Source organism: Microbulbifer maximicatervae (SeqCode) (assembly GCF_052467695.1).
This window is the reverse complement of the sequence record NZ_CP174320.1, coordinates 2,186,598-2,210,024: the sequence shown is the minus strand read 5'-3', so window position 1 is coordinate 2,210,024 and position 23,427 is coordinate 2,186,598. Positions and strand designations below refer to the sequence as shown.

At 50.5% G+C, this 23,427-nt stretch carries 23 protein-coding genes; 11 read left to right on the top strand and 12 right to left on the bottom strand.

Going from position 1 to position 23,427, the window contains the following annotated elements:
- Window positions 1-18 precede the first annotated feature (18 nt).
- Window positions 19-1,218, bottom strand: coding sequence for a pyridoxal phosphate-dependent aminotransferase (locus ACJJI8_RS09645; protein ID WP_444934890.1), 1,200 nt, complete (start codon window positions 1,216-1,218; stop codon window positions 19-21).
- A 580-nt stretch (window positions 1,219-1,798) separates the two neighbouring features.
- On the opposite strand from ACJJI8_RS09645, the gene ACJJI8_RS09640 reads away from it, so the two are divergent.
- The gene (locus ACJJI8_RS09640; RefSeq protein ID WP_444934889.1) at window positions 1,799-2,467 is read left to right on the top strand and encodes a S41 family peptidase; all 669 of its coding nucleotides are present in this window, start codon (window positions 1,799-1,801) and stop codon (window positions 2,465-2,467) included.
- On the top strand, window positions 2,454-2,804 hold the full coding sequence (locus ACJJI8_RS09635; protein ID WP_444935162.1) for a S41 family peptidase: 351 nt from the start codon (window positions 2,454-2,456) through the stop codon (window positions 2,802-2,804). Before ACJJI8_RS09640 ends, ACJJI8_RS09635 begins: the two co-directional genes overlap by 14 nt.
- Before the next feature lie 431 nt (window positions 2,805-3,235).
- On the opposite strand, the gene tnpA is transcribed toward ACJJI8_RS09635, so the two are convergent.
- Complete coding sequence (tnpA, locus tag ACJJI8_RS09630; RefSeq protein ID WP_444935136.1) at window positions 3,236-3,670, bottom strand: IS200/IS605 family transposase; 435 nt, start codon at window positions 3,668-3,670, stop codon at window positions 3,236-3,238.
- Between tnpA and ACJJI8_RS09625 the strand changes: the two genes are divergently transcribed.
- The gene (locus ACJJI8_RS09625) at window positions 3,669-4,232 is read left to right on the top strand and encodes a 2OG-Fe dioxygenase family protein (RefSeq protein ID WP_444935161.1); all 564 of its coding nucleotides are present in this window, start codon (window positions 3,669-3,671) and stop codon (window positions 4,230-4,232) included. The two genes, tnpA and ACJJI8_RS09625, sit on opposite strands and share 2 nt — an antisense overlap.
- A gap of 127 nt (window positions 4,233-4,359) precedes the next feature.
- Here the strand turns inward: ACJJI8_RS09625 and ACJJI8_RS09620 are convergent, their stop codons facing one another.
- Together ACJJI8_RS09620 and ACJJI8_RS09615 are read right to left on the bottom strand one after the other, a co-directional pair.
- Entirely contained in the window at window positions 4,360-4,800 is a 441-nt protein-coding gene (locus tag ACJJI8_RS09620; RefSeq protein ID WP_444934888.1) for a YqaA family protein, read from the bottom strand.
- Window positions 4,801-4,981: 181 nt separating this feature from the next.
- The gene (locus tag ACJJI8_RS09615) at window positions 4,982-5,455 is read right to left on the bottom strand and encodes a hypothetical protein (RefSeq protein ID WP_444934887.1); all 474 of its coding nucleotides are present in this window, start codon (window positions 5,453-5,455) and stop codon (window positions 4,982-4,984) included.
- A gap of 138 nt (window positions 5,456-5,593) precedes the next feature.
- Between ACJJI8_RS09615 and ACJJI8_RS09610 the strand changes: the two genes are divergently transcribed.
- The gene (locus ACJJI8_RS09610) at window positions 5,594-5,794 is read left to right on the top strand and encodes a CPXCG motif-containing cysteine-rich protein (RefSeq protein ID WP_413664399.1); all 201 of its coding nucleotides are present in this window, start codon (window positions 5,594-5,596) and stop codon (window positions 5,792-5,794) included.
- Between the two features lie 21 nt (window positions 5,795-5,815).
- Here ACJJI8_RS09610 and ACJJI8_RS09605 read toward each other — a convergent pair whose 3' ends face one another.
- From ACJJI8_RS09605 to ACJJI8_RS09595, 3 genes are read right to left on the bottom strand one after another with little or no spacing between them, the layout of a single operon-like run.
- Window positions 5,816-7,291, bottom strand: coding sequence for a cryptochrome/photolyase family protein (locus ACJJI8_RS09605; protein ID WP_444912127.1), 1,476 nt, complete (start codon window positions 7,289-7,291; stop codon window positions 5,816-5,818).
- Window positions 7,288-8,229 carry a MerR family transcriptional regulator gene (locus ACJJI8_RS09600; RefSeq protein WP_444912126.1) on the bottom strand — a complete coding sequence of 314 codons (942 nt, stop codon included), beginning with the start codon at window positions 8,227-8,229 and terminating at the stop codon, window positions 7,288-7,290. Before ACJJI8_RS09600 ends, ACJJI8_RS09605 begins: the two co-directional genes overlap by 4 nt.
- Before the next feature lie 8 nt (window positions 8,230-8,237).
- The gene (locus tag ACJJI8_RS09595) at window positions 8,238-9,200 is read right to left on the bottom strand and encodes a YbgA family protein (protein WP_108731802.1); all 963 of its coding nucleotides are present in this window, start codon (window positions 9,198-9,200) and stop codon (window positions 8,238-8,240) included.
- Between the two features lie 242 nt (window positions 9,201-9,442).
- Here ACJJI8_RS09595 and ydiJ point away from each other — a divergent pair, with 242 nt between their 5' ends.
- The 3 genes from ydiJ (at window position 9,443) to ACJJI8_RS09580 (ending at window position 14,201) form a co-directional block, all read left to right on the top strand.
- On the top strand, window positions 9,443-12,478 hold the full coding sequence (ydiJ, locus tag ACJJI8_RS09590) for a D-2-hydroxyglutarate dehydrogenase YdiJ (RefSeq protein ID WP_444934886.1): 3,036 nt from the start codon (window positions 9,443-9,445) through the stop codon (window positions 12,476-12,478).
- Window positions 12,479-12,552: 74 nt separating this feature from the next.
- The gene (locus tag ACJJI8_RS09585) at window positions 12,553-13,290 is read left to right on the top strand and encodes a tetratricopeptide repeat protein (RefSeq protein ID WP_444934885.1); all 738 of its coding nucleotides are present in this window, start codon (window positions 12,553-12,555) and stop codon (window positions 13,288-13,290) included.
- Window positions 13,291-13,796: 506 nt separating this feature from the next.
- On the top strand, window positions 13,797-14,201 hold the full coding sequence (locus ACJJI8_RS09580) for a 3D domain-containing protein (protein ID WP_238152122.1): 405 nt from the start codon (window positions 13,797-13,799) through the stop codon (window positions 14,199-14,201).
- A gap of 92 nt (window positions 14,202-14,293) precedes the next feature.
- On the opposite strand, the gene ACJJI8_RS09575 is transcribed toward ACJJI8_RS09580, so the two are convergent.
- Window positions 14,294-14,827: a hypothetical protein gene (locus ACJJI8_RS09575; RefSeq protein ID WP_444934884.1), complete on the bottom strand. Its 534-nt coding sequence runs from the start codon at window positions 14,825-14,827 to the stop codon at window positions 14,294-14,296.
- Between the two features lie 203 nt (window positions 14,828-15,030).
- Window positions 15,031-15,291, bottom strand: a complete 261-nt coding sequence (locus ACJJI8_RS09570; protein ID WP_108731798.1) for a hypothetical protein — start codon at window positions 15,289-15,291, stop codon at window positions 15,031-15,033.
- 197 nt (window positions 15,292-15,488) lie between these two features.
- On the opposite strand from ACJJI8_RS09570, the gene trhO reads away from it, so the two are divergent.
- Entirely contained in the window at window positions 15,489-16,490 is a 1,002-nt protein-coding gene (gene trhO, locus ACJJI8_RS09565) for an oxygen-dependent tRNA uridine(34) hydroxylase TrhO (RefSeq protein ID WP_444892795.1), read from the top strand.
- Between the two features lie 8 nt (window positions 16,491-16,498).
- Here trhO and ACJJI8_RS09560 read toward each other — a convergent pair whose 3' ends face one another.
- Both ACJJI8_RS09560 and apbC read right to left on the bottom strand, forming a co-directional pair.
- Window positions 16,499-16,891, bottom strand: a complete 393-nt coding sequence (locus ACJJI8_RS09560; protein WP_282934259.1) for a hypothetical protein — start codon at window positions 16,889-16,891, stop codon at window positions 16,499-16,501.
- A 592-nt stretch (window positions 16,892-17,483) separates the two neighbouring features.
- Entirely contained in the window at window positions 17,484-18,635 is a 1,152-nt protein-coding gene (gene apbC / locus ACJJI8_RS09555; RefSeq protein WP_444914753.1) for an iron-sulfur cluster carrier protein ApbC, read from the bottom strand.
- 211 nt (window positions 18,636-18,846) lie between these two features.
- On the opposite strand from apbC, the gene metG reads away from it, so the two are divergent.
- Window positions 18,847-20,874, top strand: coding sequence for a methionine--tRNA ligase (gene metG, locus ACJJI8_RS09550; RefSeq protein WP_444934883.1), 2,028 nt, complete (start codon window positions 18,847-18,849; stop codon window positions 20,872-20,874).
- A 10-nt stretch (window positions 20,875-20,884) separates the two neighbouring features.
- Here the strand turns inward: metG and ACJJI8_RS09545 are convergent, their stop codons facing one another.
- A complete protein-coding gene (locus ACJJI8_RS09545) occupies window positions 20,885-21,787 on the bottom strand; it encodes an EamA family transporter (RefSeq protein ID WP_444934882.1) in 903 nt (300 codons plus the stop codon).
- 151 nt (window positions 21,788-21,938) lie between these two features.
- Between ACJJI8_RS09545 and ACJJI8_RS09540 the strand changes: the two genes are divergently transcribed.
- Together ACJJI8_RS09540 and ACJJI8_RS09535 are read left to right on the top strand one after the other, a co-directional pair.
- The gene (locus tag ACJJI8_RS09540) at window positions 21,939-22,886 is read left to right on the top strand and encodes a D-2-hydroxyacid dehydrogenase (RefSeq protein ID WP_444934881.1); all 948 of its coding nucleotides are present in this window, start codon (window positions 21,939-21,941) and stop codon (window positions 22,884-22,886) included.
- A gap of 260 nt (window positions 22,887-23,146) precedes the next feature.
- Window positions 23,147-23,398 carry a hypothetical protein gene (locus tag ACJJI8_RS09535; RefSeq protein ID WP_282934265.1) on the top strand — a complete coding sequence of 84 codons (252 nt, stop codon included), beginning with the start codon at window positions 23,147-23,149 and terminating at the stop codon, window positions 23,396-23,398.
- The last annotated feature ends 29 nt before the right edge of the window (window positions 23,399-23,427 follow it).

Below are 23,427 nucleotides of genomic sequence, written 5' to 3'. Positions count from 1 at the left end.
CAGCCTCCCGGCAAAGGCCTAACCGGCCTGGCGGTTACCACTGGTGACGAACTGTTCAATGCGATCCAAGGCCCGCGACAACTCAGCCTCATCAGCCGCCAGGGTGAGGCGAACATGATTCACTGAACTGCTACCAAAGGGCGCGCCAGGCAGTACCGAGACCCGCTCAGCATCCAAAAGGGCTTCAGCGAAGGTTTGCCCGGAGCTGGATACCTTGGAGACATCCACCATAACAAACATCCCAGCCTCAGGACTGTAGCAACTCAAGCCTGGTATCTGACCAATCCTCTCAACAATCAGGTCTCGACGCTGCTGATAGGCATCCCGCATCTGCTTCACGAAGTAGCTATCAAACTCCAGGGCAAAGGCTGCAGCCTCCTGGATGAACTGAGGGCAGCCAAAAATTGTCGCCCCTGCAAAAGCAATCAAACGATCTACCAGGGGACCACGAGCCACTGCCCAGCCCAGGCGCCAGCCACTCATGGCGTGGGATTTGGACAAGCCATCAACCACAACAATATTATCCAGCGACTCCGCAGCCGTACGCAGAGAGGTGTGGCGGCGGGCAAAGGTGATCATTGAATAAACTTCATCACATACCAGCCAAATATTGCGCTCGCGGCAGTATGCCGCCAACTCGCGCAATTGTTCAGGGGTAGCCATCGCGCCAGTCGGGTTTACCGGCGTATTGATCATAACGACCTTGGTCTGCTCGCTGATGGAGGCCTTGATAGCGTCGACATCAAAAGCGAAATTAGTCTCCGCCGGGCAGGTCACCCGTTTTACGGAGAGGCGCAAGGCATCACAAATGGGGACATAGCCGATATACATCGGCTCGGGAATTACTATCTCCTCACCGGGGTTTAGCAGGCAGGCAAGTACTGCGTAGATCGCGTTGGTTCCACCGGGGAAAACAACAACATCATCCGGGTTACAAGGGTGGGGAGAGACCTTGCTCTCGATGTACGCGATAGCCCTGCGCAACATTGGCTCCCCGGCGGCAGGGGAATAGTGGGTGCGCCCCACTCCCAGGCGAGCGCGGGCAAAGTCGAGGATCGGCTCGGGGGTGTCAAAGTTGGGATCACCTACACAGAGAAAGATGACATCCTCCCCTTTATTGGCGAGATCGTGAGCCCGGTCACTCACAGCCCAAACATTGGCGTCCTCACCATTCAAAGCCTCACTTTGCAAGCTGAACCTGGGGGTAAAATTTGTCACGTTTTTCACTATTTAGCAGCCATTTATAGGGGCTAAGGTAACAACCATCTGGGTAATCGGTGCCGCTATATGACCGTCAATTTCGCATTAGAGGGAGCTTTTCTCAGGTATTCCCGCAGATAATGCGGGGGCCAGTGTGTTCGCGTGGATCGCGACTAGAAATAGATTTTTAGTCTCAGTTACTCAGGTCGATCCTGGCGCCCCAAAGAGAGCGAGTAATGAGTAAAACTTAAGCAAGGTATCACCCCATCCCACTGCAATTGAACACTATTAACCGGAGCCAGGAAAAACCCAGGGCTATGGGCAAAGCTTCATCGCGATATTCTTTTTTGACATCCCGTCCGCTCCCCATGCCCCTTTCACCTGACTCGCAGCAATCTCCCTCAAGTTTTCACTGTATTTAGATTAACTTTAATCTTCAAAACTCCAATCCCGGTATAGGTGCGAAACTGGCCCCTTAGCGCCTCTGGATATACTTAGTGTTAACCAGCCTTGGTCTTCCGAGACTATCTATTACGGCTTGATTGCGTGTTATCGTTAACACCTGAAAATCAATAAGTAAATTTAAATCATGGATAAGATGAAACAATTACTAACCTTACTTTTGCTCTCCTGTTCACTTACGGCAATCGGCACTGAAATTTCTCAGGAAAGGAAGTTGGAGCTTATTAATTCTATCGAGAAAAAGATTGCCTCCAACTATGTCCTGCAAGAAAACCTGGAAGCGATTCACTCCTCATTAAATAAAGTTGCAGAGTCAGAGGCATTCAGACAAGCCACTGATACAGAGTCAGTAGCTGGAATTATTAAATCCGCCTTAACAAAGCATGATAAACATTTTGGCGTAAGCTGGGATGATCCAGAATCTCCCCAACAGCAGCCGAAACACGAGGATTGGTTTAGTAAGCTCAGTAGAAAAAATTCTGGATTTACCCGAGTCGAAGTTTTAGAGGGTAACATCGGCTATATTGATTTCTGGGGGTTTGACCATGTTAACGAGGAGTCCCAAGGTCGAGTGGCTGCAGCTATGGCATTAATCCAAGATACTAGCGCTATTATTTTTGACCTGAGAAAGAATGGTGGTGGTAATGGCTTTATGGGCGGCCTTATCAGCGGTTATCTTTTTGATAAACCCACCCACCTCAATAGCATCCACTGGAAGCCCGCGGACAATACTACAGAGATATGGAGTCAGAAAAAGGTTAAGGGTAAAAAGGTAGCAAGCACCCCGATATATATTAACCAGTAGCGATACCTTCTCAGCAGCAGAGGCCTTTGCGTACTATTTAAAGCACCTGGACCGTGCAACCATTATTGGAGAGGCTACCAAAGGTGGGGCAAATCCCTGGCAGTACTTCTCCCTTGAGAATGGCTTTAAAATAGCAATCCCTATCGCCAAGGCAGTTAATCCGATTACCAAAACTAACTGGGAGGGGACTGGTCTAAAACCAGATATCGAGACATCTCGGGAGAAAGCATTTTCAACAGCCTATAGACTCGCTTTACAAGAGGCCAAAATCTCTACTGCACACCCGGAACATTTAAAAGAGATTCAACAAAAACTGCAGGATTTCGATAGCCTTTAAAATACCTTAACCCCTTTCAATAACTTTTCAGACTACTACTTCAGGAAGGGGTCCTAGTTATTAGTCACCCCTCCCAGATCAATTCAACACCCCATAAATAAAAAAACAGCCCTTAATAATTGTAAAAATCTTTCACTCACATTAACCTAACATCACTCCCTTATCTTATTCGTGTAGCAGGGCGAATTGGATGTTTCAATTTACTCAAATCCTAAAGTACATTCCTGAAGAACTTGCGGACAGCTTTGTTCACCTCCCTCCAGATGAATATCTAAAATCCCAAAATCCATATCGCTACCGAACATATAGTTCAGGACTCTATAGCGGCAATTCAATTGAGTGGAGCAACAATACCATCTTCATACAGAGTAAAACAATCAGCAACCACCCGCATAGCGGGTGGTATGGTGAAAGCCCCCAGAGGGGGCTAGTTACAACCCTGCCAGTCGCATCTGCTCTTGGCGGCGCTCTTCAACCTCTTGATTTTTGATGTACTCTCGAATCACCCGCTCATCAAGCCCCTCTGTACTCACGCAGTAGCCCCGAGCCCAAAAGTGTCTTCCTGTGAAATTTCTCTGTACATGCTTGTACTTCCGAAATATCTGGATCGCAGATTTCCCTTTCAGAAACCCAATCGTATTGGAAACACTGAACTTCGGAGGAATCATTAACAACATATGGATGTGATCCTTCATTGCGTACCCCTCGACCAACTCAATGCCCTTTTGACGACATAAGTCTCGAAATATTGCTCCAATCTCCCGCCTTAATGTCCCAAATAACGCTTTCTTTCGATACTTGGGCACAAACACCACGTGGTACCTGCAATAATGTTTCACGTGAGCTTGGCACTGCCAATCTCGTATATGGCCTCCTTATAGAACTTGCCGGTTCATGGAGGCCATATTTTTACTCTGCACGCCGGAACGGCAGAGCCCTGTCAAGTCTCACCGCCAGAGGCGGTGGTTTACCTATGTGTTAATTAACACGTACCTTGGGGATATAGAGCGTCACTACCCCTCATTAGGAGCAACCGCTAGAATATTCTCACAAAATATTGTAAGACACTTAATTTCCCAACAATATATACCGGCAAAAAAATATCAGGTCGGGTGCCACCAGATAAGAGTTCGTGCTACAGATGGATTCAACGCTTACCCCACCCCTGAGGGTTTTCACCAAGATGGGTTTGACTATGTAGCGATTAATTGTATTAATAGAAATAATGTCAATGGAGGCGAATCATTCATCAGCAACTTGGATGAAAATGAAATTATATTTCATGGCACACTAACCCCTGGAAAAGCTTTGGTTTTGAACGACAGGTCGTTCAAACACTACGTAAGCCCCATCACTCCTCTTTTTCCCGGGGAGGCTTTAAGGGATGTTGTGGTAATTACATTACATAACGATAGAAACACCACATGAAAACATGAAGCTTACCCAAACCAGATCCCAAAGAATTTTTTCAAGTTTAAAAAGATGACCGCCTAAATCAAACTTCAAATCCTCTCAAAATACCAAACCAAGATCTTTTATTAACTTAATATCCGCATCAAGATGCTTGCAAGACCATATAATAAACCACCAGATAGCGTAGACATTTACCCGTGGCAACCAACAACAAAAACCAAACCAAGCGAATCCTTAGAATACCAGCCATTACAGTAAGGGGATCACCAATAATAGGTACCCAGGAAAAAAACAGGGAGAATATCCCATATTTTTTAAATCTCTGTTCAGCCTTTACAAATTCCCCTTCAGACATCCTCAACCATTTCTTGATCACGCCCAAACTGGCCCAGTAGCCTAATGCATAATTGAGAAGAGAGCCCGCTACATTCCCAGTAGTGGCGACTATTATCAGGGCCCAAGGGGAGAGCCCCTGGAGTAATAGGCCAGTCATTACAATTTCTGAACTTAACGGCAGAATGGTCGCTGCCAGGAATGCTGATACGAAAAGCCCCAAAAATCCAAACTCAAGAAAGTACCCCATAATGACGACTCATACCTAGCTAAACTCGGCATTCCTTCTATCTATACTTATAATTGCGCCACTATAATCGAAAAAGGAGGACTTCCCAATAAACCCCTTCATCAATGATGGGCGATACTAGCCACAAGCCTCTACTTTTTTATTCACCCTTGTTAACGCATTTTACCTTACCAAGACTAACTTAGCCCCAAGTACAGATCCTCTCACTTGAAGAAGGAATCAATGTCCACCCCATAATCCTCCAGCCACCTTCCAGTTTTGCTATCGACAAGATATTGCAGGCAGCTTTCCTACTCCTTTCTTTTAATTTGGATCGCTGAAAAACAACAAGCGATGTTGCTGAGCCATCTTCTGAAACATAAATTTTCTCTATATATAATCCGGAAAATGGATATGTCTCTAGATCCATAGTTTTACGCAGCTGGCCGATAATTACGGGGATTAAATCGGGATGATTAGACAACCCCGGCTGCTCACCGATAAAAAACAAAGGGGATTGAGCAAAGTACTTCTTCAAACTACTCGGCGGAGATGAACTATTAAATGTGCTGTAAAAATTTTTTATAAGATCAGAGACTTCACTGCGCGAGCTTGCATACATCTCAGATGAAAAGACAATAAATACGACAACCAATAGCGCCATAGCAATTTTCATGGCTACCACTTCCTATTTTGATGAGTTTCTGAGTAACTCTGTAATTAGAGGGGCTGACTAAAGGTTGAAGTATAGTTATGTTATTAATTCGCATTGACTAAATAAGGGAATATGATAATCACCAAACGGAGTTATCCTATGCCAGAGGTAATAGTGGAGAGAAGTATTTACTGCCCTTATTGCGGTGAAATCATAAAAATACTGGTTGATTCATCAGTTTTGCCTCAACAGTACACTGAGGACTGCCAAGTTTGCTGTAGGCCTATCGTTTTCTCTGTGGAACTCGATTTAAATGGTGAGCTATCTATCGTGGCTCATACTGAGGATGAAGCGTTCTAAGTCGCATTGTCGCACTCAAATTCACTTCAAATTGGCAAAAACTTCAATCGCTCGCTTCCGTCCAGCCCCCACATCGCAAATCACTTGAGGATAGCCTTGAGTCGGCGGTGGATCGTGTATGGCTTTGTCGCTCAGCTCCTTTAGCTCAGGTATAAACTTGCGGATAAAATCTCCATTGGGATCAAAACGTTGCGACTGACTATAAGGATTAAATACACGAAAATAGGGTGCAGCATCAGTACCCGTGGAGGCAGTCCACTGCCAGCCCCCATTGTTGGAAGCAAAGTCTGCATCAATTAAGCGCTGCATAAAGTAGCGCTCACCCCAGCGCCAATCTATCAGCATATTTTTACTGAGAAATGAAGCTACTATCATACGCAATCGATTATGCATCCAGGCAGTCTCATTTAACTGTCGCATCGCTGCATCAACTATCGGAACCCCAGTCTCCCCCAAAGTCCAACGCTCAAACTGATCCTTATTGTAGGACCAGGGGATTTGGTCAGTTTCCTGCTTGAATGGCCTCCCTTTACTCAGACGGGGAAAGTCCACCAACAAATGGGTATAAAACTCCCGCCAGATTAATTCGCTAATCCAACAGGCCGCCCCATCATCTCCACCCAGCCAACGCCCCTCATTCATATCCAACGCCATTGCTATACATTGGCGAATCGAAACAGCACCACTATTTAGGTAGGGGGATAAGCAGGAGGTACTATCAAGTGCTGGAAAGTCTCTCTCTGCCTGATAAGCAGATATTTTTCCACCGAACTTCTTGAGCCGTTTCAGTGCCGCCTTTTCTCCTGCTTGCCAACCTTTAATCAGGCCTGCATCGTCGATCTTATCTATCGAGTATGTCGACAGTTGCGTTGGAATCTTTTGGCTCAATTTCTGCCCTTCAGATAAAGAAAGCCACTTTGGCCAATGTGCTTCATTTTCCCGGGTAGAAATTTTCCGAGGCTTAGGCAAGGTTTTTACTTCACTATCGGCACACAATTGAATCAGTGCACGCTTGAAGGGGGTAAACACCTTGTAGGGTTCCCCTCCGCCGGTTCTTACTGCTCCCGGTGGAAGCAGGGTGCGGTCACTATAGAATTGAACCTGAACCCCCTCATTTGTCAGTAAATCTTTTACTGCATTATCACGGCGCAACTCATTGAGTGGATATTCAGCATTCGCATAGAGTGCATTGATATTCAGGCGCTCAACTATTTGCTGAAGAACCCCTGGAACCTGAGCAAAAGTAGGAACTTCAACGAAGTACAGCGGTATATTGCGCTCCTCTAATCCATCTTGTAATTCACGCAAACAGGCGATACGAAAAGTCACCAGCGGATTGCCTTCATCCTGGCTCTGCCAGGTATCCGGACAGGCAATAAATACAGCAGCCACCTCCTTACATTGCACACTGGCTTGGTAAAGTGCTGAATTATCATTGAGGCGTAAGTCACTGCGTAGCCATACCAGGCCACGCGGCAAAGTCACTGGGCGACTCATAGCTTTAAAGACTCCCGCAATTGTGTAACTGCACTCTCTGTATTTCCGGCAAGTACTTTTGTTAAAGGGAGTCGGTTCAGTTCAGTCAAAGCCAAACGCTGCACCTCAATAAAATCACCCGCAAGCCACAGAGGATCAGTCATCCCCTGAACAGCACTTGGTAGCTCACGTTCAAGAATATTTTTCGGCATAGCCTTGTGGCTATAGCAAAGCACTCCCTGAGCACCCAGTTTTTTGACTGTACTTCCCAGCTCCAATAATCCCGCAGGATAAGCCAGGGTAACGACCTCTATTCCTGCGGCAAGGAGTACCGCAATAAACATCTGTATAAATGCCTGTTGGCCCTGAAAGCCAATTTCCAGTAAAAGAATACGGGGCTTCGCCTGGGACTTGTCTTTGTCCAGGTTTTTCCTGGCCATACCATTAGTCAGAAGTAGCTGTTCATTTAACAGAGGCCAGAAAAATGTCTGCGCTCCATGGGCTTCAGGTAGGCGAAATCGCTCAAGCCGCACATGCAAAGGTTTCAGCCAATGCTCCAACAGCAAAGCTGCAGGGAATGAGGAAAACCACTGATCGAGACGGCGGCGCAGCTGGGGTTCTGCAAAGTCTCTGAGAAGACTGGAGGTTTCATCCAGCATCGCCTGCCAATTGTTTTTTCCATCGCCTGCAGTCGCTGGCACCCCTAAATTGTCCTGCTCTCGCGCCAACAGGTCTCGCACTTGACCAATGGAAACGCCCCTGGCTAGGCATTGCAGGACCTTTTCAATCTGCTCGACTTCCTCTTCACTATAAAGTCGATGCCCTTTGCTGGTGCGCATGGGTTTTAGTAAACCATAGCGGCGCTCCCAGGCCCGTAAGGTCACGGGATGCACCCCTGTCCTCCGAGCTATCTCACGAATCGGAAAATAGTTTTTTTCAACAACTTCTGGGTCGGACATGACGCTCATTATCGAAATTCACACAAACCCAACTCTGCCGGCTCGGCAGCGAGTAAGACCTGACTGTGGATAAAGTGGTGTGGGCTTCTCGGCAAGTAATGACGGAGCATAGTAAGCACCGCCGAAATCGGTTTATGCCCTTGCCGGTACTCCTCGATAAGCTGGGCTAATTCAGCCCGCTCTTCCCGGCTTAAATAGCCCTTTAAATGCCCCTGGCTGTGCATCAGTGCATTGGTTCGATCCTTGCGCGATGCATGTTGGGAGAGAATATCCATAATCCGCCCACGAATTTCATAAGCGAACTCTTCGGGGGTCACCGCACGAGAGTTGGAAACAAACTGACCCAAGGCACGGGTCAGAGGCTGGCTATGGGCTAGCAAGAGGTACTTATAAGCGGTGTAAAACTCAATAACTTTAGCGGGTCGAGGATCCGGCGATACATAGCGATGCCAGGCATCGTAAGCAAATACTCGGGTTAAAAAGTTCTCGCGAATATCGCTGGCATTCAGTCGCCCTACTTCCTCCATAGGGAGGTGGGGGAAATTCTCTCTCACACGCGCAGCAAATAGACCTGCCGAATGCGCCAGTACACCGCGACCATCTTCTTTGTAATGGGGGGTAGTACGCACACCGCAGCTGGGAGACTTTTGCATCAGGATAAAACCGCGCAACTGCTCAACCTCCGGGCTTATCTCATCTGCGTAAGCCTCAAGATCCTCTGTCACATCGATATTGGTGTCATCGCGCCCAACTGCACGCAAGCGATCACTGACAATCAGGTGAATTGGTGGGCGGGGCACTCCCAAGCCTATTGCCACTTCCGGGCAGTAAGCTTGCAGATCAAAGCAATTACCCAGCAGCTGAGTGCAGACTTTGCTGTGCTTATGGCTACCGTTATATCGAACGGGATCACCCACGGCACAGCGGCTGATACCAACGGGAATCTTATGCGGCAGGAATTGAATATTCATAGTCACAAAGTGTGCAGGTAATGGCCTACCTTTTTTATAGCCTGTCACTAAAACTTATACAAGATCTGCTCTTGTATAAGTTTTTGGAAGTCTCTTGCAAGGTAACCGTGGCTTGCGCAAATACAAACCAAAGCTACAATGCAAAGCCGCGTTCATTCCGAGTTTTAGCGCTGCGCGCACTCTTATCGCCAGTCCCCGGTCTGCGATGCGGCCCATACCTCCCGGAAAGTACGGATTAGCTCATGATTCCAGCATTGCGCGAAGTCGACGAGGTTCAGGCGCTCTATTTGCAGTTCTTGCAGGAACTGAAGGACGCAGGTTTCCGTGGCGATACCACCCCCAGTTATGCCAGCCGCACGGTTCTGGCTACCGATAATTCGATATACCAGGTCCTCCCTCAGGCTGTTGTCTATCCCCGCGACAATCGCGACTTGCAGCTGCTCGCCGAGCTGGCTGACAGGGAGGAGTTTCACTCGGTAGTGCTATCCCCCCGTGGCGGTGGTACCGGCACAAACGGCCAGTCCCTGACCGATGGACTGGTTGTGGATATCTCCCGCCATATGAACCAGATCCTCGAAATCAATGTTGAGAAGCGCTGGGTCCGGGTACAGGCCGGAGTGGTCAAAGATCAACTGAATGCAGCACTCAAACCCCACGGCCTCTTTTTTGCTCCGGAGCTTTCCACCAGTAACCGAGCCACCATTGGCGGCATGATCAATACCGATGCCTCGGGCCAGGGTTCATGTGTCTACGGCAAAACCCGCGATCACGTGCTGGAGTTACACACGGTATTATTGGGCGGTGAGGTTTGGCACTCGGCCCCGATCGACGATGAGGAGCTGGCACAAGTTAGTGTCGGGGATAAACGCTCTGCGCAGGTTCACCAAGTCTGTGATTCTATCGCGCGTACAAAAGCAGAATTAATCACAGCAAAGTTTCCCAAGCTGAACCGCTGCCTCACCGGCTACGACCTGGCTCATATTCGCGACGACAAAGGCTTTAACCTCAATAGTGTTCTCTGTGGCTCAGAGGGAACCCTGGGTTTTATCGCCGAGGCAAAACTCAACCTGTTGCCAATTCCCAAATGTGTCGCTCTGGTCAATTTAAAGTACGACCATTTTCAAGAGGCGCTACGCGACGCCAAAGACCTGATGCTGGCCGGTCCCATGTCTATCGAGACAGTGGACAGCAAAGTGTTGCAGCTGGCGATGGAAGATATCGTCTGGCACAGCGTCAGTGAATTTTTCCCAGCGGACGATCGCCCGGTCAAGGGCATTAATTTAGTCGAGTACGCCGCCGATAGCGAAGAGGAATTGGAGCAGGCACTAGCCCAATTTACCGCTCATATTGATGAAGCTATTGGCCAAGCAGGTAAAAGTTTCGGTTATTCCATTGCCCGAGGGCACGCCGAGGTTAATCGAATCTGGGCCATGCGCAAACGGGCCGTGGGCTTACTGGGGAATGCCCAGGGAGAAAAACGCCCAATTCCCTTTGTCGAGGACACGGCAGTACCACCGGAAAACCTGGCGGATTTTATCGCTGAGTTCCGCGCGGTATTGGATGAGGCCAATCTCGACTACGGTATGTTTGGCCATGTCGATGCGGGCGTGCTGCACGTGCGTCCGGCAATTGATATGAAAGACCCCCAGCAAGCCGCACAAATTCGTCCGATCACCGATCAGGTAGTCTCCCTCACACAGAAATATAAGGGCCTTTTGTGGGGGGAGCATGGGAAAGGTGTCAGGTCTGAATACGCACCAGAATTTTTTGGCGAGCTCTACCCAGAGCTGCAAAAAATCAAAGCCGCCTTCGATCCTCGCAACCAACTCAATCCGGGGAAAATAGCTACCCCCAGTGATGACAGCCAGCTGCTGAAAATTGACGAGGTATCCACCCGAGGCGAGCGGGACCGGCAAATTCCCGCCCAGGTCTGGGAGGGCTATGAGGAAGGTGTGCACTGCAACGGCAATGGCGCTTGCTTTAACTGGAACCCCGACGATGCCATGTGCCCTTCCTACAAGGCCACTCGCAACCGTATTCACTCTCCCAAAGGGCGCGCCTCTTTAATGCGCGAATGGCTGCGATTGCTCAGCGAAAAAAATGTTGATGCGGTCTCCAGTGCCCAGCGCCTGCGGGAACGCTCCTTTTTTGTCGGACTCCCCAAGCGCATCATCAATTCCCTGGCAAAAACCCGGGGTGAGTACGATTTCAACCACGAAGTTAACGAGGCGATGCAAGGCTGCCTGGCCTGTAAATCCTGTGTAGGGCAGTGCCCGATAAAAGTGGATGTGCCGGAGTTTCGCAGCAAATTCCTTGAACTCTACTACAGCCGCTATTTGCGTCCGCTAAAAGATTACGCCGTCGGTGGGCTGGAATTCCTGATGCCACACCTGGCCAAGCTACCCCAGTTATACAACTGGCCACTAAAACTCAAGCCAGTTTCCTTCCTGATGGAGCGCCTGTTCGGCATGGTGGACAGCCCGCTGTTATCGGAAAAAACCTTGAAAGCGACTATGGCGGAGCTGGGTGTGCCTGTCGCCAGTGCGGCCTGCCTGGAGTCCCTGGGTCCGGCACAGCGCAGTCGCGCAGTGGTGATAGTGCAGGATGCTTTTACCAGTTACTTCGATGCCCAAGTGGTTGCCGACATCGTGCGCTTGTTAAAGCAGCTCGATTTTGTCCCCATGCTGGCGCCCTACCGCGCCAACGGCAAACCCCTGCATGTGCACGGTTTCCTGCGCCAGTTCCAGAGGGTCGCTGAATTAAACAGCCAGATGCTTAACGACCTCGCCGCCAGCGGTATACCCCTTGTGGGCATCGACCCCTCAATGACCCTGACTTATCGCTCGGAATATAAAAAGCTGATGGGCGATGAGGCCCCCAAGGTCCAGTTGTTACAGGAATGGCTGGCTTCCCAGCGGGAGCACCTGGAACAACAGCGCCACCGCATAGCGCCCGCCAGCTTCCAGCTTCTACCCCATTGCAGTGAACAAACCAATGCCACCGCCTCGGTGAAAGACTGGAAAAATGTTTTCACTGCCCTGGGCCTGGAACTCGCTACCGAAAGCCTCGGCTGTTGCGGTATGGCCGGTACCTATGGCCACGAAGCAGATCACAAAGAGACCTCACGAGTCATTTTCCAGCAATCCTGGGCGCCCCGATTGAACAGTAGCGAAAACCAGTTGGCCACCGGCTATTCCTGTCGTTGCCAGGCCAATCGCTTTGCAGGCGTATCCTTGCGCCATCCGCTACAGGGGCTACTGGCACAACTGGATAAATAGGCATTTACTGACGTAAGGGGCCCATATCTCCGGGTCTCTTACTGTCCACCCAAAGTAGCCTGCGGGAAGTGCCTATGCACAAACATCTCTCAAACCTGCTCATGCTGTTTTACGCACTGCTTGGCATCGCCGTATTGCTAGCAGCAATATCCATAAGCTCAAACTCCGGGAAACAACAATTAGGGCACCATCTATCCCAGGCCCAACACTCCCTGGCATTGGTTACTGAGGCTGAAACCTACGCCCGCACGGGCAACTACGCCGACGCACTGCCACTTTACGAAAAGGCCATCTCCTCACTGTCCGACTATCCGGATCAACAACAGGCCCTGCGCTACCGCTACGGCATTGTGCTCAATGCATTTAGCGCCCAAGCGCGACCTGACCTCTACCCCCTTGCCCGCGCACAGTTCGAATCGGTCCTCAATTACCTGGATGCCGGCGCGGTGCTACCGCAGTCCACCGCAAGAGTGCGGTCGGCCATGGCACACACTTACCATCAGCAAGCAGCAACGGAGAAAGAGCACACTCAGCGAGCTCATCTTTTACGCTCGGCTTACCTTCTATATAAGAGTGCAATCCAAGGCCTGCGCGAACAGGCGGAATGGCAGAACCTTGCCATCACCTATTTCAACCTGGGGCAAGTCTGTGAATGGCAGGGAAACCTGGAGGAAGCCATCATCTGGTTGGAAAAAACGGTGAAGCTGGACATGCAGCACAAGCTGCCGGACCTCCAGGAAGACAGTGACTACTTATCCGCACTGCGCAGCCAGGTGGAACCGATACTGGAAAACCCCGAAACCGCGCTGTAAGTACTGGGGATTCCCTGCACTTTTTAATGTGACGCACCGGTTTTTCCGCTAAAACCTGCTGTTTTTTGTCATATCAGCAATATATGGAGAATAAGTCACAAATAATTTATAAGGAATTTTTTACTGTTCCAGTCATGCTAAGCAATGTCCTCCACCACTCCTAGCACGACTCTTTAGAATGACATCGCTGTCACGCAATTTTTCTCTTTTGAAACCATTTACCAAGGAGCTGGGTTCTATCCGGCCATTTCCTTCTGTACAAAATATATACAGCGCAATTTTATTGTTCTTTATATCTGAAAATTAAGCCATTTTTTTATTTTCTGTAAATAACCCGCCAATTCATACGGCTTTTTCTCGCTTTGCAGGAAAAAGTTGATACCTCAGGAATCGCCGGTAATATAGCCAGCGTTGATTAAATATTGATCAACGATTTCCAAACAAACTTGGAAATTTCACAAGCAGCCCTTGGCTTGTGACCATTTATGACCTGGAGGTAATGGGACATGATGAAACAGACTCTGCGAAATACTGCCTTTTTTATTGCTGCCTTGCTCGCTATCGGTGTAAGCGTTAATGCCTCAGCAGCACTTAAGAAAACCATGATTGTTGACGCAACTGCTTACAACTCTGTACCCGGACAAACTGACAGTGATCCCTGGGTAGCAGCTTGGAACAACCGCCTGCGCCCCGGTGACAAAATTATCGCCGTATCCCGTGACCTGGAAAAACACGGTCTGACTAACGGCGCCAAAGTTAAAATTGAAGGTCTGCCTGGCACCTATACCGTGCGCGACCGTATGAACAAGCGTTTTACTAACCGAATCGATGTTTGGATGGAGAAAGACATTAAGAAAGCCCGCGCCTGGGGCAAGAAAAAACTGAAGATTGTTTTTGAACCCGTAAAGTAATTAGACCTAATTTCAACAGAGCTTGTGACCCCGCCCTCCAGCGGGGTTTTTTTATTGTTAAAAGAATTTATATCCAATCCACCAAAAAGCAATCAGGGTTCCATCTCCATTAAAAACCCTTCTAGCTCTGTACAATTTGAATTTCCGATATAAAACAAGCTCGGCTGCTGGTTCTCGGTATAGCGATGTTTTAATCCATCCTCGCCAATTAATATTAAGTATTCTGATTTTACCCAGCGCTCACCCTCCCTGTATTCCGTTAGCCATAAAAGCGATGGCTGCCCCTCGTGACAGAGCCCATAAAACATGCGGGTTTTTTCCACCAGTTTCTTGGTCATGTAATCTAGATAGCGGCCGGGATAGGTATAGCGATCAGCCTCAATACCAATTTTCTCTGGGTTTATCCCCATATCGGCGCGGCCAACTCTCTGTATATAAATTGCCAGGTTCTCGTCGCAATCGAGACAATGGCGCCCGGCAACAATGGCATAGCCACTCAATTCGGAGATAAGTCGGGCTTCTTTTAGGTCAGTGGTGAGCAGCTGTCGATTGGAAAGGCGGATGCTCTCTGCGGATACCAGTGGACTTAATACAGTCACCAGCAGAATAAGGCAGCGCAGGTTCATGGGGAGGGTAACCGCAGGTTAGGTAGTACCGCCGGAGACCTGGATTCCACCATTGTCTCGCGGCGGCACTGTGATTGGGTGTGCTGTTACACAGTCGCGATTCCCTTCTCACATTAACCATAGCAGTTTGAACAAATGTCAGCCGACTTTTGCCACAACTCCCGCTGGGAATTGCCAGTCAGCCGATTCATTCTGAAGAGGGCTTACCAGCTGCCATCGGCTTCCTGAACTGGCCCAACAAAGGTAGCGATCCCCTCCTCTTTAAGAGCATCGAGCGCTTCATCCAGCGCTTCCCGCTCAGTCTCAAACGCGTCTTCCCAAACGGTTGAGTTGTTGTGTTCATCGACGATTTCAAGCAGCCAGCCGCCCTCACCATCTTCATAAATATCGATCTGGACGGAAACCTCGCCCTCCCGATAGATCTGGCTCAACTCCGACTCTTTCGGTGCAAACTCTTCGCCCATGGGATTCGCCTCGCTGTGACCTTGAAATTTCGGCCAGAACTTTGACAACTTGCGGCCCGACGGTCAACTACAAATCCCTTTTCTTGCAGATGCGGACCGCCTGCTTACTGTACGACAAGCTCCTTTTTTTGCGATAAAATGCGCGGCGATTTTTTCTGCTCCGGATTTGCGATCCGGCCCGCAACTGAGGAAGTACCATGAACCAATTTGTTGTCTGTGCACTGTATAAGTTCGTTACCCTTGAGAACTTTGAAACGCTTCGCGCCCCACTGCTGGAGGTGATGCAAGAAAACAGTGTTCGCGGCACCCTGCTGTTGGCCCAAGAGGGCATCAATGGCACTGTAGCCGGCTCCCGCGAAGGTATCGACGCGGTATTAGCCCATTTGAAGTCAGACGAGCGCCTCGCCAACCTGGACTACAAAGAGTCCATCACCCAGGCAATGCCCTTCCTGCGCAGCAAAGTGAAGCTAAAGAAAGAAATTGTCACCATGGGTGTAGAGGGCATTGATCCACTGCGCACCGTCGGCACCTATGTCAAACCCAAAGACTGGAATGCCCTGATCAGCGACCCAGAGGTTGTTGTCGTGGACACCCGCAATGACTATGAATTCCAGGTTGGTACTTTCAAGAATTCCATCAACCCAGAAACTGAAACTTTCCGCGAGTTCCCGCAGTACGTAAAAGAGAATATGGACCCGGCCAAGCACAAGAAGGTCGCCATGTTCTGCACCGGCGGTATCCGCTGCGAGAAGTCCACAGCCTATATGAAAGAGCAGGGCTTTGAAGAGGTATATCACCTCCACGGCGGTATTTTGAAATACCTGGAAGAAGTCCCAGCAGAAGAATCCCTGTGGGAAGGCGAGTGCTTTGTTTTCGATGAGCGGGTGACAGTCAACCACAACCTGGAACGCGGCAAATACGATCAATGCAATGCATGCCGCATGCCCATCACTGAGGAAGACCAGCAATCTCCCCTGTTCGAGCAGGGTGTAAGCTGCCCGCACTGCCACGACAAGGTGCCTGAAGCTGACCGAGCCCGTTTCCGCGAGCGCGAAAAGCAAATTCAGCTGGCCAAACAGCGCGGTGAAGTACACATTGGCCAGGACGCCCGCGCGCAAACCGTCTCCCGCCGCGAGCAAAAGAGAGAGGAGCGCCGCCGCCAGGCTGAAGCCCAACAGGCGCGCAACCAGCAGGCCTAACTCCTCCCCTAGAGAGCAAGAGGCTGAGGTACGACCTTTATCTGGGCTAGCCAGGCCTCTGCCTCAGCCTCCACAACGAACTCCCTAGAACTGAGCCTGCACAGGCAGGAGCCATGGCTGGGCAGCGGACAGGTCCAGCGCCCTCGCGGATGTAACACCGCGATAAATGCCCGTCGCAGCACAGGGTTCTCAGCAATAAAGTGAATAAATTTCTGGTGCTCCTCCAGTGTGGTTTTGCTGCGCGCATAACGCAGGTCGAGTAGTACACGTAGGGGCTTTCGGTGGCGATACTTTTCCACCAGTAGTGCAATGGCTTCTATTTTGTCCTTATACCCCACCGGACCAAAAAAAAGCACACGCGCTATTCCACCCGCCGGCCGATAGCTAATATGAAAATTCATTGATAACAGCACCCGTGCGCTTGTCTTTTTTATTTTTATCGACTACAGCTTCCGCAATGCCTCTTTTTATTGTCTTACCTGTATTGAAAACGCGAAATAAGGCAGACTTTTTTCTCGTACACTCCTGATATTTACTTCTATCTCAACGGCAATCCAACATCCGTATAAAGGGTTTGACGTTTGTCGGCGAAAATACTGCACCTGTAAACCCGTTTTAATACCCTCAGCCCCAACTGGATTTAATAAGCGACAAAAAACCTGCAAATACTGCCACCTAAAAATCATAAGCGGTCTATATCGCAAAAAAATATCGGCTTTATGATTTTTAAAACAATAAGTAACTAGTACGATCAAAATACCCCTGTTTTTTACCAGGTAATTCTGTGAAATATTTTGAAACTTCTAATTTACCCAGGGCGCGACAGAAATGGACTATCGCTAAAAGGAAATCTGTACCATAAAACAAGGAACAAACTAGTACGGCTTACTTCAATGAGGGACACCGGGCTGCATCAATATAAAAATATTGGAGCCCGGTAAAAACAGAAAAACAAAGAAAATTATTTCTTTGTGATCAATATCGCGAATGGGTTCAACTTATTTCGATTTCCGGCATATCGCTGTCATCACTGCTGTTTAACCAGATCTGGGCAGCAGCCTTGCGGGCAATTTCGCAATAAAAACCAGCAATTTCACTATCTGGATCGGAAATAACACTGGGCTGTCCGCTATCCACATCGGCGCGGATTTTCTGTGCCAGCGGAAGCTCACCCAGTAAATGGGTATCGTACTCTGCAGCGATTCGCTCACCGCCACCGGTACCGAAAATTGGCTCGCTGTGACCACACTTGGAACAAGTATGCAGCGCCATATTTTCCACAATACCCAACACAGGTACCGATACCTTGCGGAACATCTCCACGCCCTTAATGGCATCTTTTAGTGCCAGGTCTTGAGGGGTAGTTACAATTACCGCACCGGCCAAGGTAGTTTTCTGTGCCAGCGTCAATTGAATATCCCCAGTACCCGGGGGCATATCCACAACCAGGTAATCAAGCCCATCCCGACTTTCCCCCCACAGGGTTTGACTGAGAATCTGGTTGAGCGCGCCGCTGGCCATAGGCCCGCGCCATACCGCTGGGGTCTCCTCGGTCATCAGGTACCCCAGAGACATTGTCTCTATTCCATGGGCCTCTACCGGCACAAAGAATTTCTGTTCTTTCACATGCGGGCGCTGGTCTTCAGTTCCCAGCATGGTGGGCAGGCTCGGGCCGTAGATATCAGCATCCAACAAACCAACCCGGGCACCTTCCGCCGCCAGGGCCAGGGCCAGATTGACCGCAGTCGTGGACTTGCCAACCCCGCCTTTGCCCGACGCCACAGCAACAATGTTTTTTACCTTCGCCAGAGTTTCCGGCGCCCCGGAAGTCGGCGTAGCGGGAATATCGCTGAACAGCTCAAACTGCAACTTGGAGCCTTTGAGGGGCCCGGCTTTCAACAGCGGCTGACAGCTCTCCTCCACCCGCTGGAGCCAATCTGCCTCCTGGCTCGCACACGGATATCCCAGGGTAATCCCGGCGAAAACAGTTTCGTCCTCATACCCAACTTCAATTTCTGCGTCCAAATCATCCAGCGGCAAGCCACTGGCAGGATCATGCAACTGGCCGAGGCACTCCGCCAGTCGCTCCAGTTCAGCCTGAACTTCCTGTGACAGCTCGTCATGATCGTGATGATGATCGCTCACGGTATCTCCCTCTCAGCGCTTCTAGATTGGCTCGCATTGTGTCGGATGACGCGGCCTAACACCAGCCACAGCAGCCAAACAAGGATTCACATAAGCCAGCTTGATCCCTCCACGACATAGTGCAAATCTGCTATATTCCGCGGTCTTTTGACGATCTTCGGCCCACTCTCCGTGAGTCCCTGGCCGCAACCCCACAGCGATGGAAAAACCGATGTCCGATACGCGCAACATTCTCGTCACCAGCGCACTGCCCTATGCCAATGGCTCCCTACATCTGGGCCATGTGCTCGAATATATCCAAACCGATATTTGGGCCCGCTTCCAGCGTGCGCGCGGTAATAACTGCCTGTATATCTGTGCCGACGATGCTCACGGCACTGCAATTATGCTGAAGGCTGAACAACTGGGCCTGACCCCGGAACAGCATATCGCCAATATGCAGGCAGAACACGAGCGCGACTTCGCCGACTTCCTAATTGGTGTAGACAACTACCACTCCACCCATTCAGAGGAAAACCGCGAGCTGTCGGCAATGATCTACCGCCGCCTCAGCGAAAACGGCCACATCGCATCGCGCACTATTACCCAGGCTTTCGATCCAGAGAAACAGCTTTTCCTGGCGGATCGCTATATCAAGGGAACCTGCCCCCGCTGCAGCACGCCCGACCAGTATGGTGATAACTGTGAAGCCTGTGGCGCCACCTACAGCCCTACCGAACTGATCGATCCGGTATCAGCAATCTCCGGCGCCACTCCGATAGAAAAGGAGTCAGAGCACTTCTTCTTTACCCTGCCCGCATTCACCGAATACCTGCGCGAGTGGACCCGCTCCGGCACTCTCCAGGATGAAGTAGCCAACAAGCTGGCCGAATGGCTGGAAGAGGGCCTGCAAGAGTGGGATATTTCCCGCGACGCCCCTTACTTCGGTTTCGAAATTCCCGATGCGCCGGGCAAATATTTCTACGTGTGGCTCGACGCTCCCATTGGCTATATGGCCAGTCTCAAAAACTACTGCGACAGCAACGGGCTGGATTGGCAGGCCTACTGGAAAAAAGACAGCGATGCCGAGGTGTATCACTTTATCGGTAAGGATATCGTCAACTTCCACGCACTCTTCTGGCCGGCCATGCTGGACTCGGCGGACTTCCGCACCCCCAACAAAGTTTGCGTACACGGCTTCCTTACCGTAAACGGCAAGAAGATGTCCAAGTCCCGCGGCACCTTTATCAATGCCCGCAACTACCTGGATCACTTGAGCCCTGAGTATTTGCGCTACTACTTCGCCGCCAAACTGACCGGTGGCGTCGATGACCTGGATCTGAACCTGGACGATTTTATCGCCAAGGTGAACTCTGATCTGGTGGGTAAAGTAGTCAATATCGCCTCTCGCACCGCCAAGTTTGTCAGCAAGTCCGGTGGCAAGCTGGCCGACGGACTGGCCGACAAACAATTGTGGAACCAGTTTGTAGAAGCAGCTCCACGAATTGCCGAGTATTACGAGCAGCGGGAATATGCGCGCGCCATGCGCGACATTATGGCTCTGGCCGACGCCGCCAACGCCTGGATCGCCGACAAGGCTCCCTGGTCCCTGGCCAAGCAGGAGGGCACCGAAGCTGAGGTTCTGGCTATTTGCTCCCAGGGTGTGAATATGTTCCGCGCCCTGATCACCTGGCTCGCCCCGGTATTGCCCAACACTGCACAAAAAGCGGCGGAGTTCCTCAACAGTGAGCTGGACTGGAACAGCGCAACCAAACCGCTGACAGATCACGAAATCAAGAAGTTCAAGCCGCTGCTGCAACGGGTGGAGAAAACCCAGGTAGATGCGGTTATGGATGCGGCTGCGGAATCCCTGGCCCAGCTACAAGCGGAAACCAAAGCTGCTACCGGCCCTCTGGCGGAGGACCCCATTGCTGAGGAAATCCAGTTTGATGACTTCGCCAAAGTAGACTTGAGGATCGCCCTGATCGCCAAAGCTGAGCATGTTGAAGGCGCCGGTAAACTGCTGCGCTTAACCCTGGACCTGGGCGGCGAAACCCGCCAGGTATTTGCCGGTATTAAAAGCGCCTACGCCCCTGAAGACCTGGAAGGTAAGCACACCGTTATGGTCGCTAACCTGGCGCCGCGTAAAATGCGCTTTGGTGTCAGTGAGGGTATGGTTCTGGCAGCGGGTCCCGGAGGTAAGGACCTGTGGATACTGGAGCCCCACGAGGGCGCCAAACCCGGTATGCGCGTAATGTAATTTCCCTGCGCTAACGCAGGGAAACTGCAATCAAGCCGGCACACACCAGCCCCACTCCCAGCAGCTGGGGCCTGTGTGCCGGCTCCTTGAGTAACCAGACCGCCAAACCCACGCCAAGGGGAATACTCAACTGCCTTAGGGCGACTACATAACTCACATTTTCAGTCATTGTCATCGCCAGCAGTACCAAGCCGTAAGTCGCTCCCATCATGGCACCGGTCAGCGCCCCTACCTTCAAATCCCGAAAACTTTGTATCAAAGGCGCAGTGCCACTCTGACCCAGGCACCCCAGAAGCAGCCACAAACCACACGCGAGAAACTGCATTCCCAAGTAGCTGTACGCCAGAACAAGCGCAGGGATAGTGCCTCCCGCAGCATCCCCCAGGTAGATCAGCGCCCCTTTATCTGCCAGTGAATAGCCGACAGTGCCAATGGCAGCGACCAGTGCCCAGGCGCAGTCTGCGCGCCAATAAGCCCTCCAATGCCACTCACGAAAGTACACCAACGGTACCAGCAGGCAGCCAATTGTCACCAACAGCATTCCCACCCAGGCGAGTGGGGGCAATGATTGCCCCAGCAATACTGTTGCCAGTGCAACCAATAGCACTGGTAATGCCCGTGCAATGGGATAAACCAACCCCATATTGGCTCGCTGGTAGGCGAGGGATAAGCCCCCCATATAAATCATTTGAAAAAAACCACTACCGATAAGGAGGATCCAAAAACTTCGCGGGAGTGAATCAACCTGATATAGCAACCAAAAATTTAGCGGTAAAAGAAAAATTCCAACACTGAGAGTCGCGATACAAAAAAAGGCGGGAGTTGGTGTGCGGGACTTCCCCAGTAAATTCCAACCCGCGTGTAGAAATGCAGAAATTAAAACAAGACTGGCAGCGGTAAACGATATTCCCATAGAGGCCCTCTTCAATTGCGACAGAAAGGCCCCGACAAACCAACCGTAGCCACGAATATGCGCAGTTAAGGCCGCTGGCCAGCAAAGTTTTGCATTCCTTCTTCACTGCCGTAGCATGTCCACCACACTGCAAATCTATCGAGGAGATGTCATGCGCGGCGTATTTCTGGACACTTTGACAATGAAGCTTGAGGAGCTGGATACCTCGGCCCTAACAAATAGTCTAGACCAGTGGGACTTCTATGAAACGACTCCCGCCGAAAAAGTCGCGGAGCGAATCGCCGAGGCCGAGGTGGTAATAACCAATAAAGTCATAATAAGCCGCACATTATTGGAGCAGGCCAGCAAATTAAAAATGGTTTGTGTTTGTGCAACCGGTACAAATAACATCGATCTCGCCGCCGCACAGGAATTAAATATTCCGGTGTACAACGTTAAAGGTTATGCGGGGGCTTCTGTACCACAGCACACTCTTGCCCTGATCCTGGCTCTTGCTTCCAAGTGGCACCGCTATCACAACGATGTTTTTGCCGGACGCTGGAGCCAATCTACAATTTTTTGCCTGCTCGATCACCCAGTGGTTGAACTCGCAGGAAAAACACTCGGTATCATTGGCTTTGGTGCACTCGGGCAGAAGGTGGCAAAACTGGGGGAAGCCCTGGACATGCGGGTACTGGTGGCTGAATCATTTAGCGGCACACCCGCTGAAGGCAGGACGCCACTGCAACAATTGTGTGCAGAGTCCGATGTCATCAGCCTGCACTGCCCGCTCACAGAAGAAACCGATCAGCTGGTAGACGAGCAATTCATCGCCGCGATGAAACCCGGCGCACTCCTGGTCAATACGGCTCGGGGCGGGCTGGTCAATGAACAGGCACTGGCGGATGCTTTGCGCAGTGGACACCTTGGGGGGGCGGCGCTGGATGTCCTCAGCCAGGAGCCCCCACCCGCCAGTCACCCACTACTGGACAGAGATATCCCCAATTTGATTATCACCCCCCACAACGCCTGGATCAGCCATGAATCTCGCCAGCGCCTACTCAATGGGGTCGTAGAGAATATTGAAACCTGGAAAAGTGAGAGTACCAGCTATCCATAAACAGCTCGCTTTTATCTAACCCAAGCCATCTCAGGCATCTGCCGGCCCGGGGGCTAAGCCCCTCTGTGAACTCAGGCCGACTTTTGCCGTTTGAAACCACGACTGAGCCCGAACAACTATCAGCCATAGTCCAAGATCAGTAGCAGAGACAGGGACTTTTTCCTGCAAAAATCGAGTGAAAAAAACCCCTTTTTCAAGTGGGAATTACCACGCGGGACTATAGACTTCCTCGGCAATTAAACCCCGAGAGGAGAAACCTGATGGCAACCGCAAGATCTCCACATACGAACTCCAGTAGGGAGAAGCTGCAACAGGCCTATAATCTTGCTGGAGAGGCCGCTTCACAAGCTGCTGGCAGCTTGAAAGAGAGGGCCCGGACCTCTGTAGAGTCCCAGAGACAACGTGCCACCGATGTAATGGAAAAAGCGGAGTCCTCACTTCGGGAGCGCCCCATTCTCGCTGTTGGCTGTGCATTTGTTGTTGGCTGGGCAATTGCGAAGCTCTTTAAGTAACGCTTCTCTCTTTTTTTCGACTGGTAAGG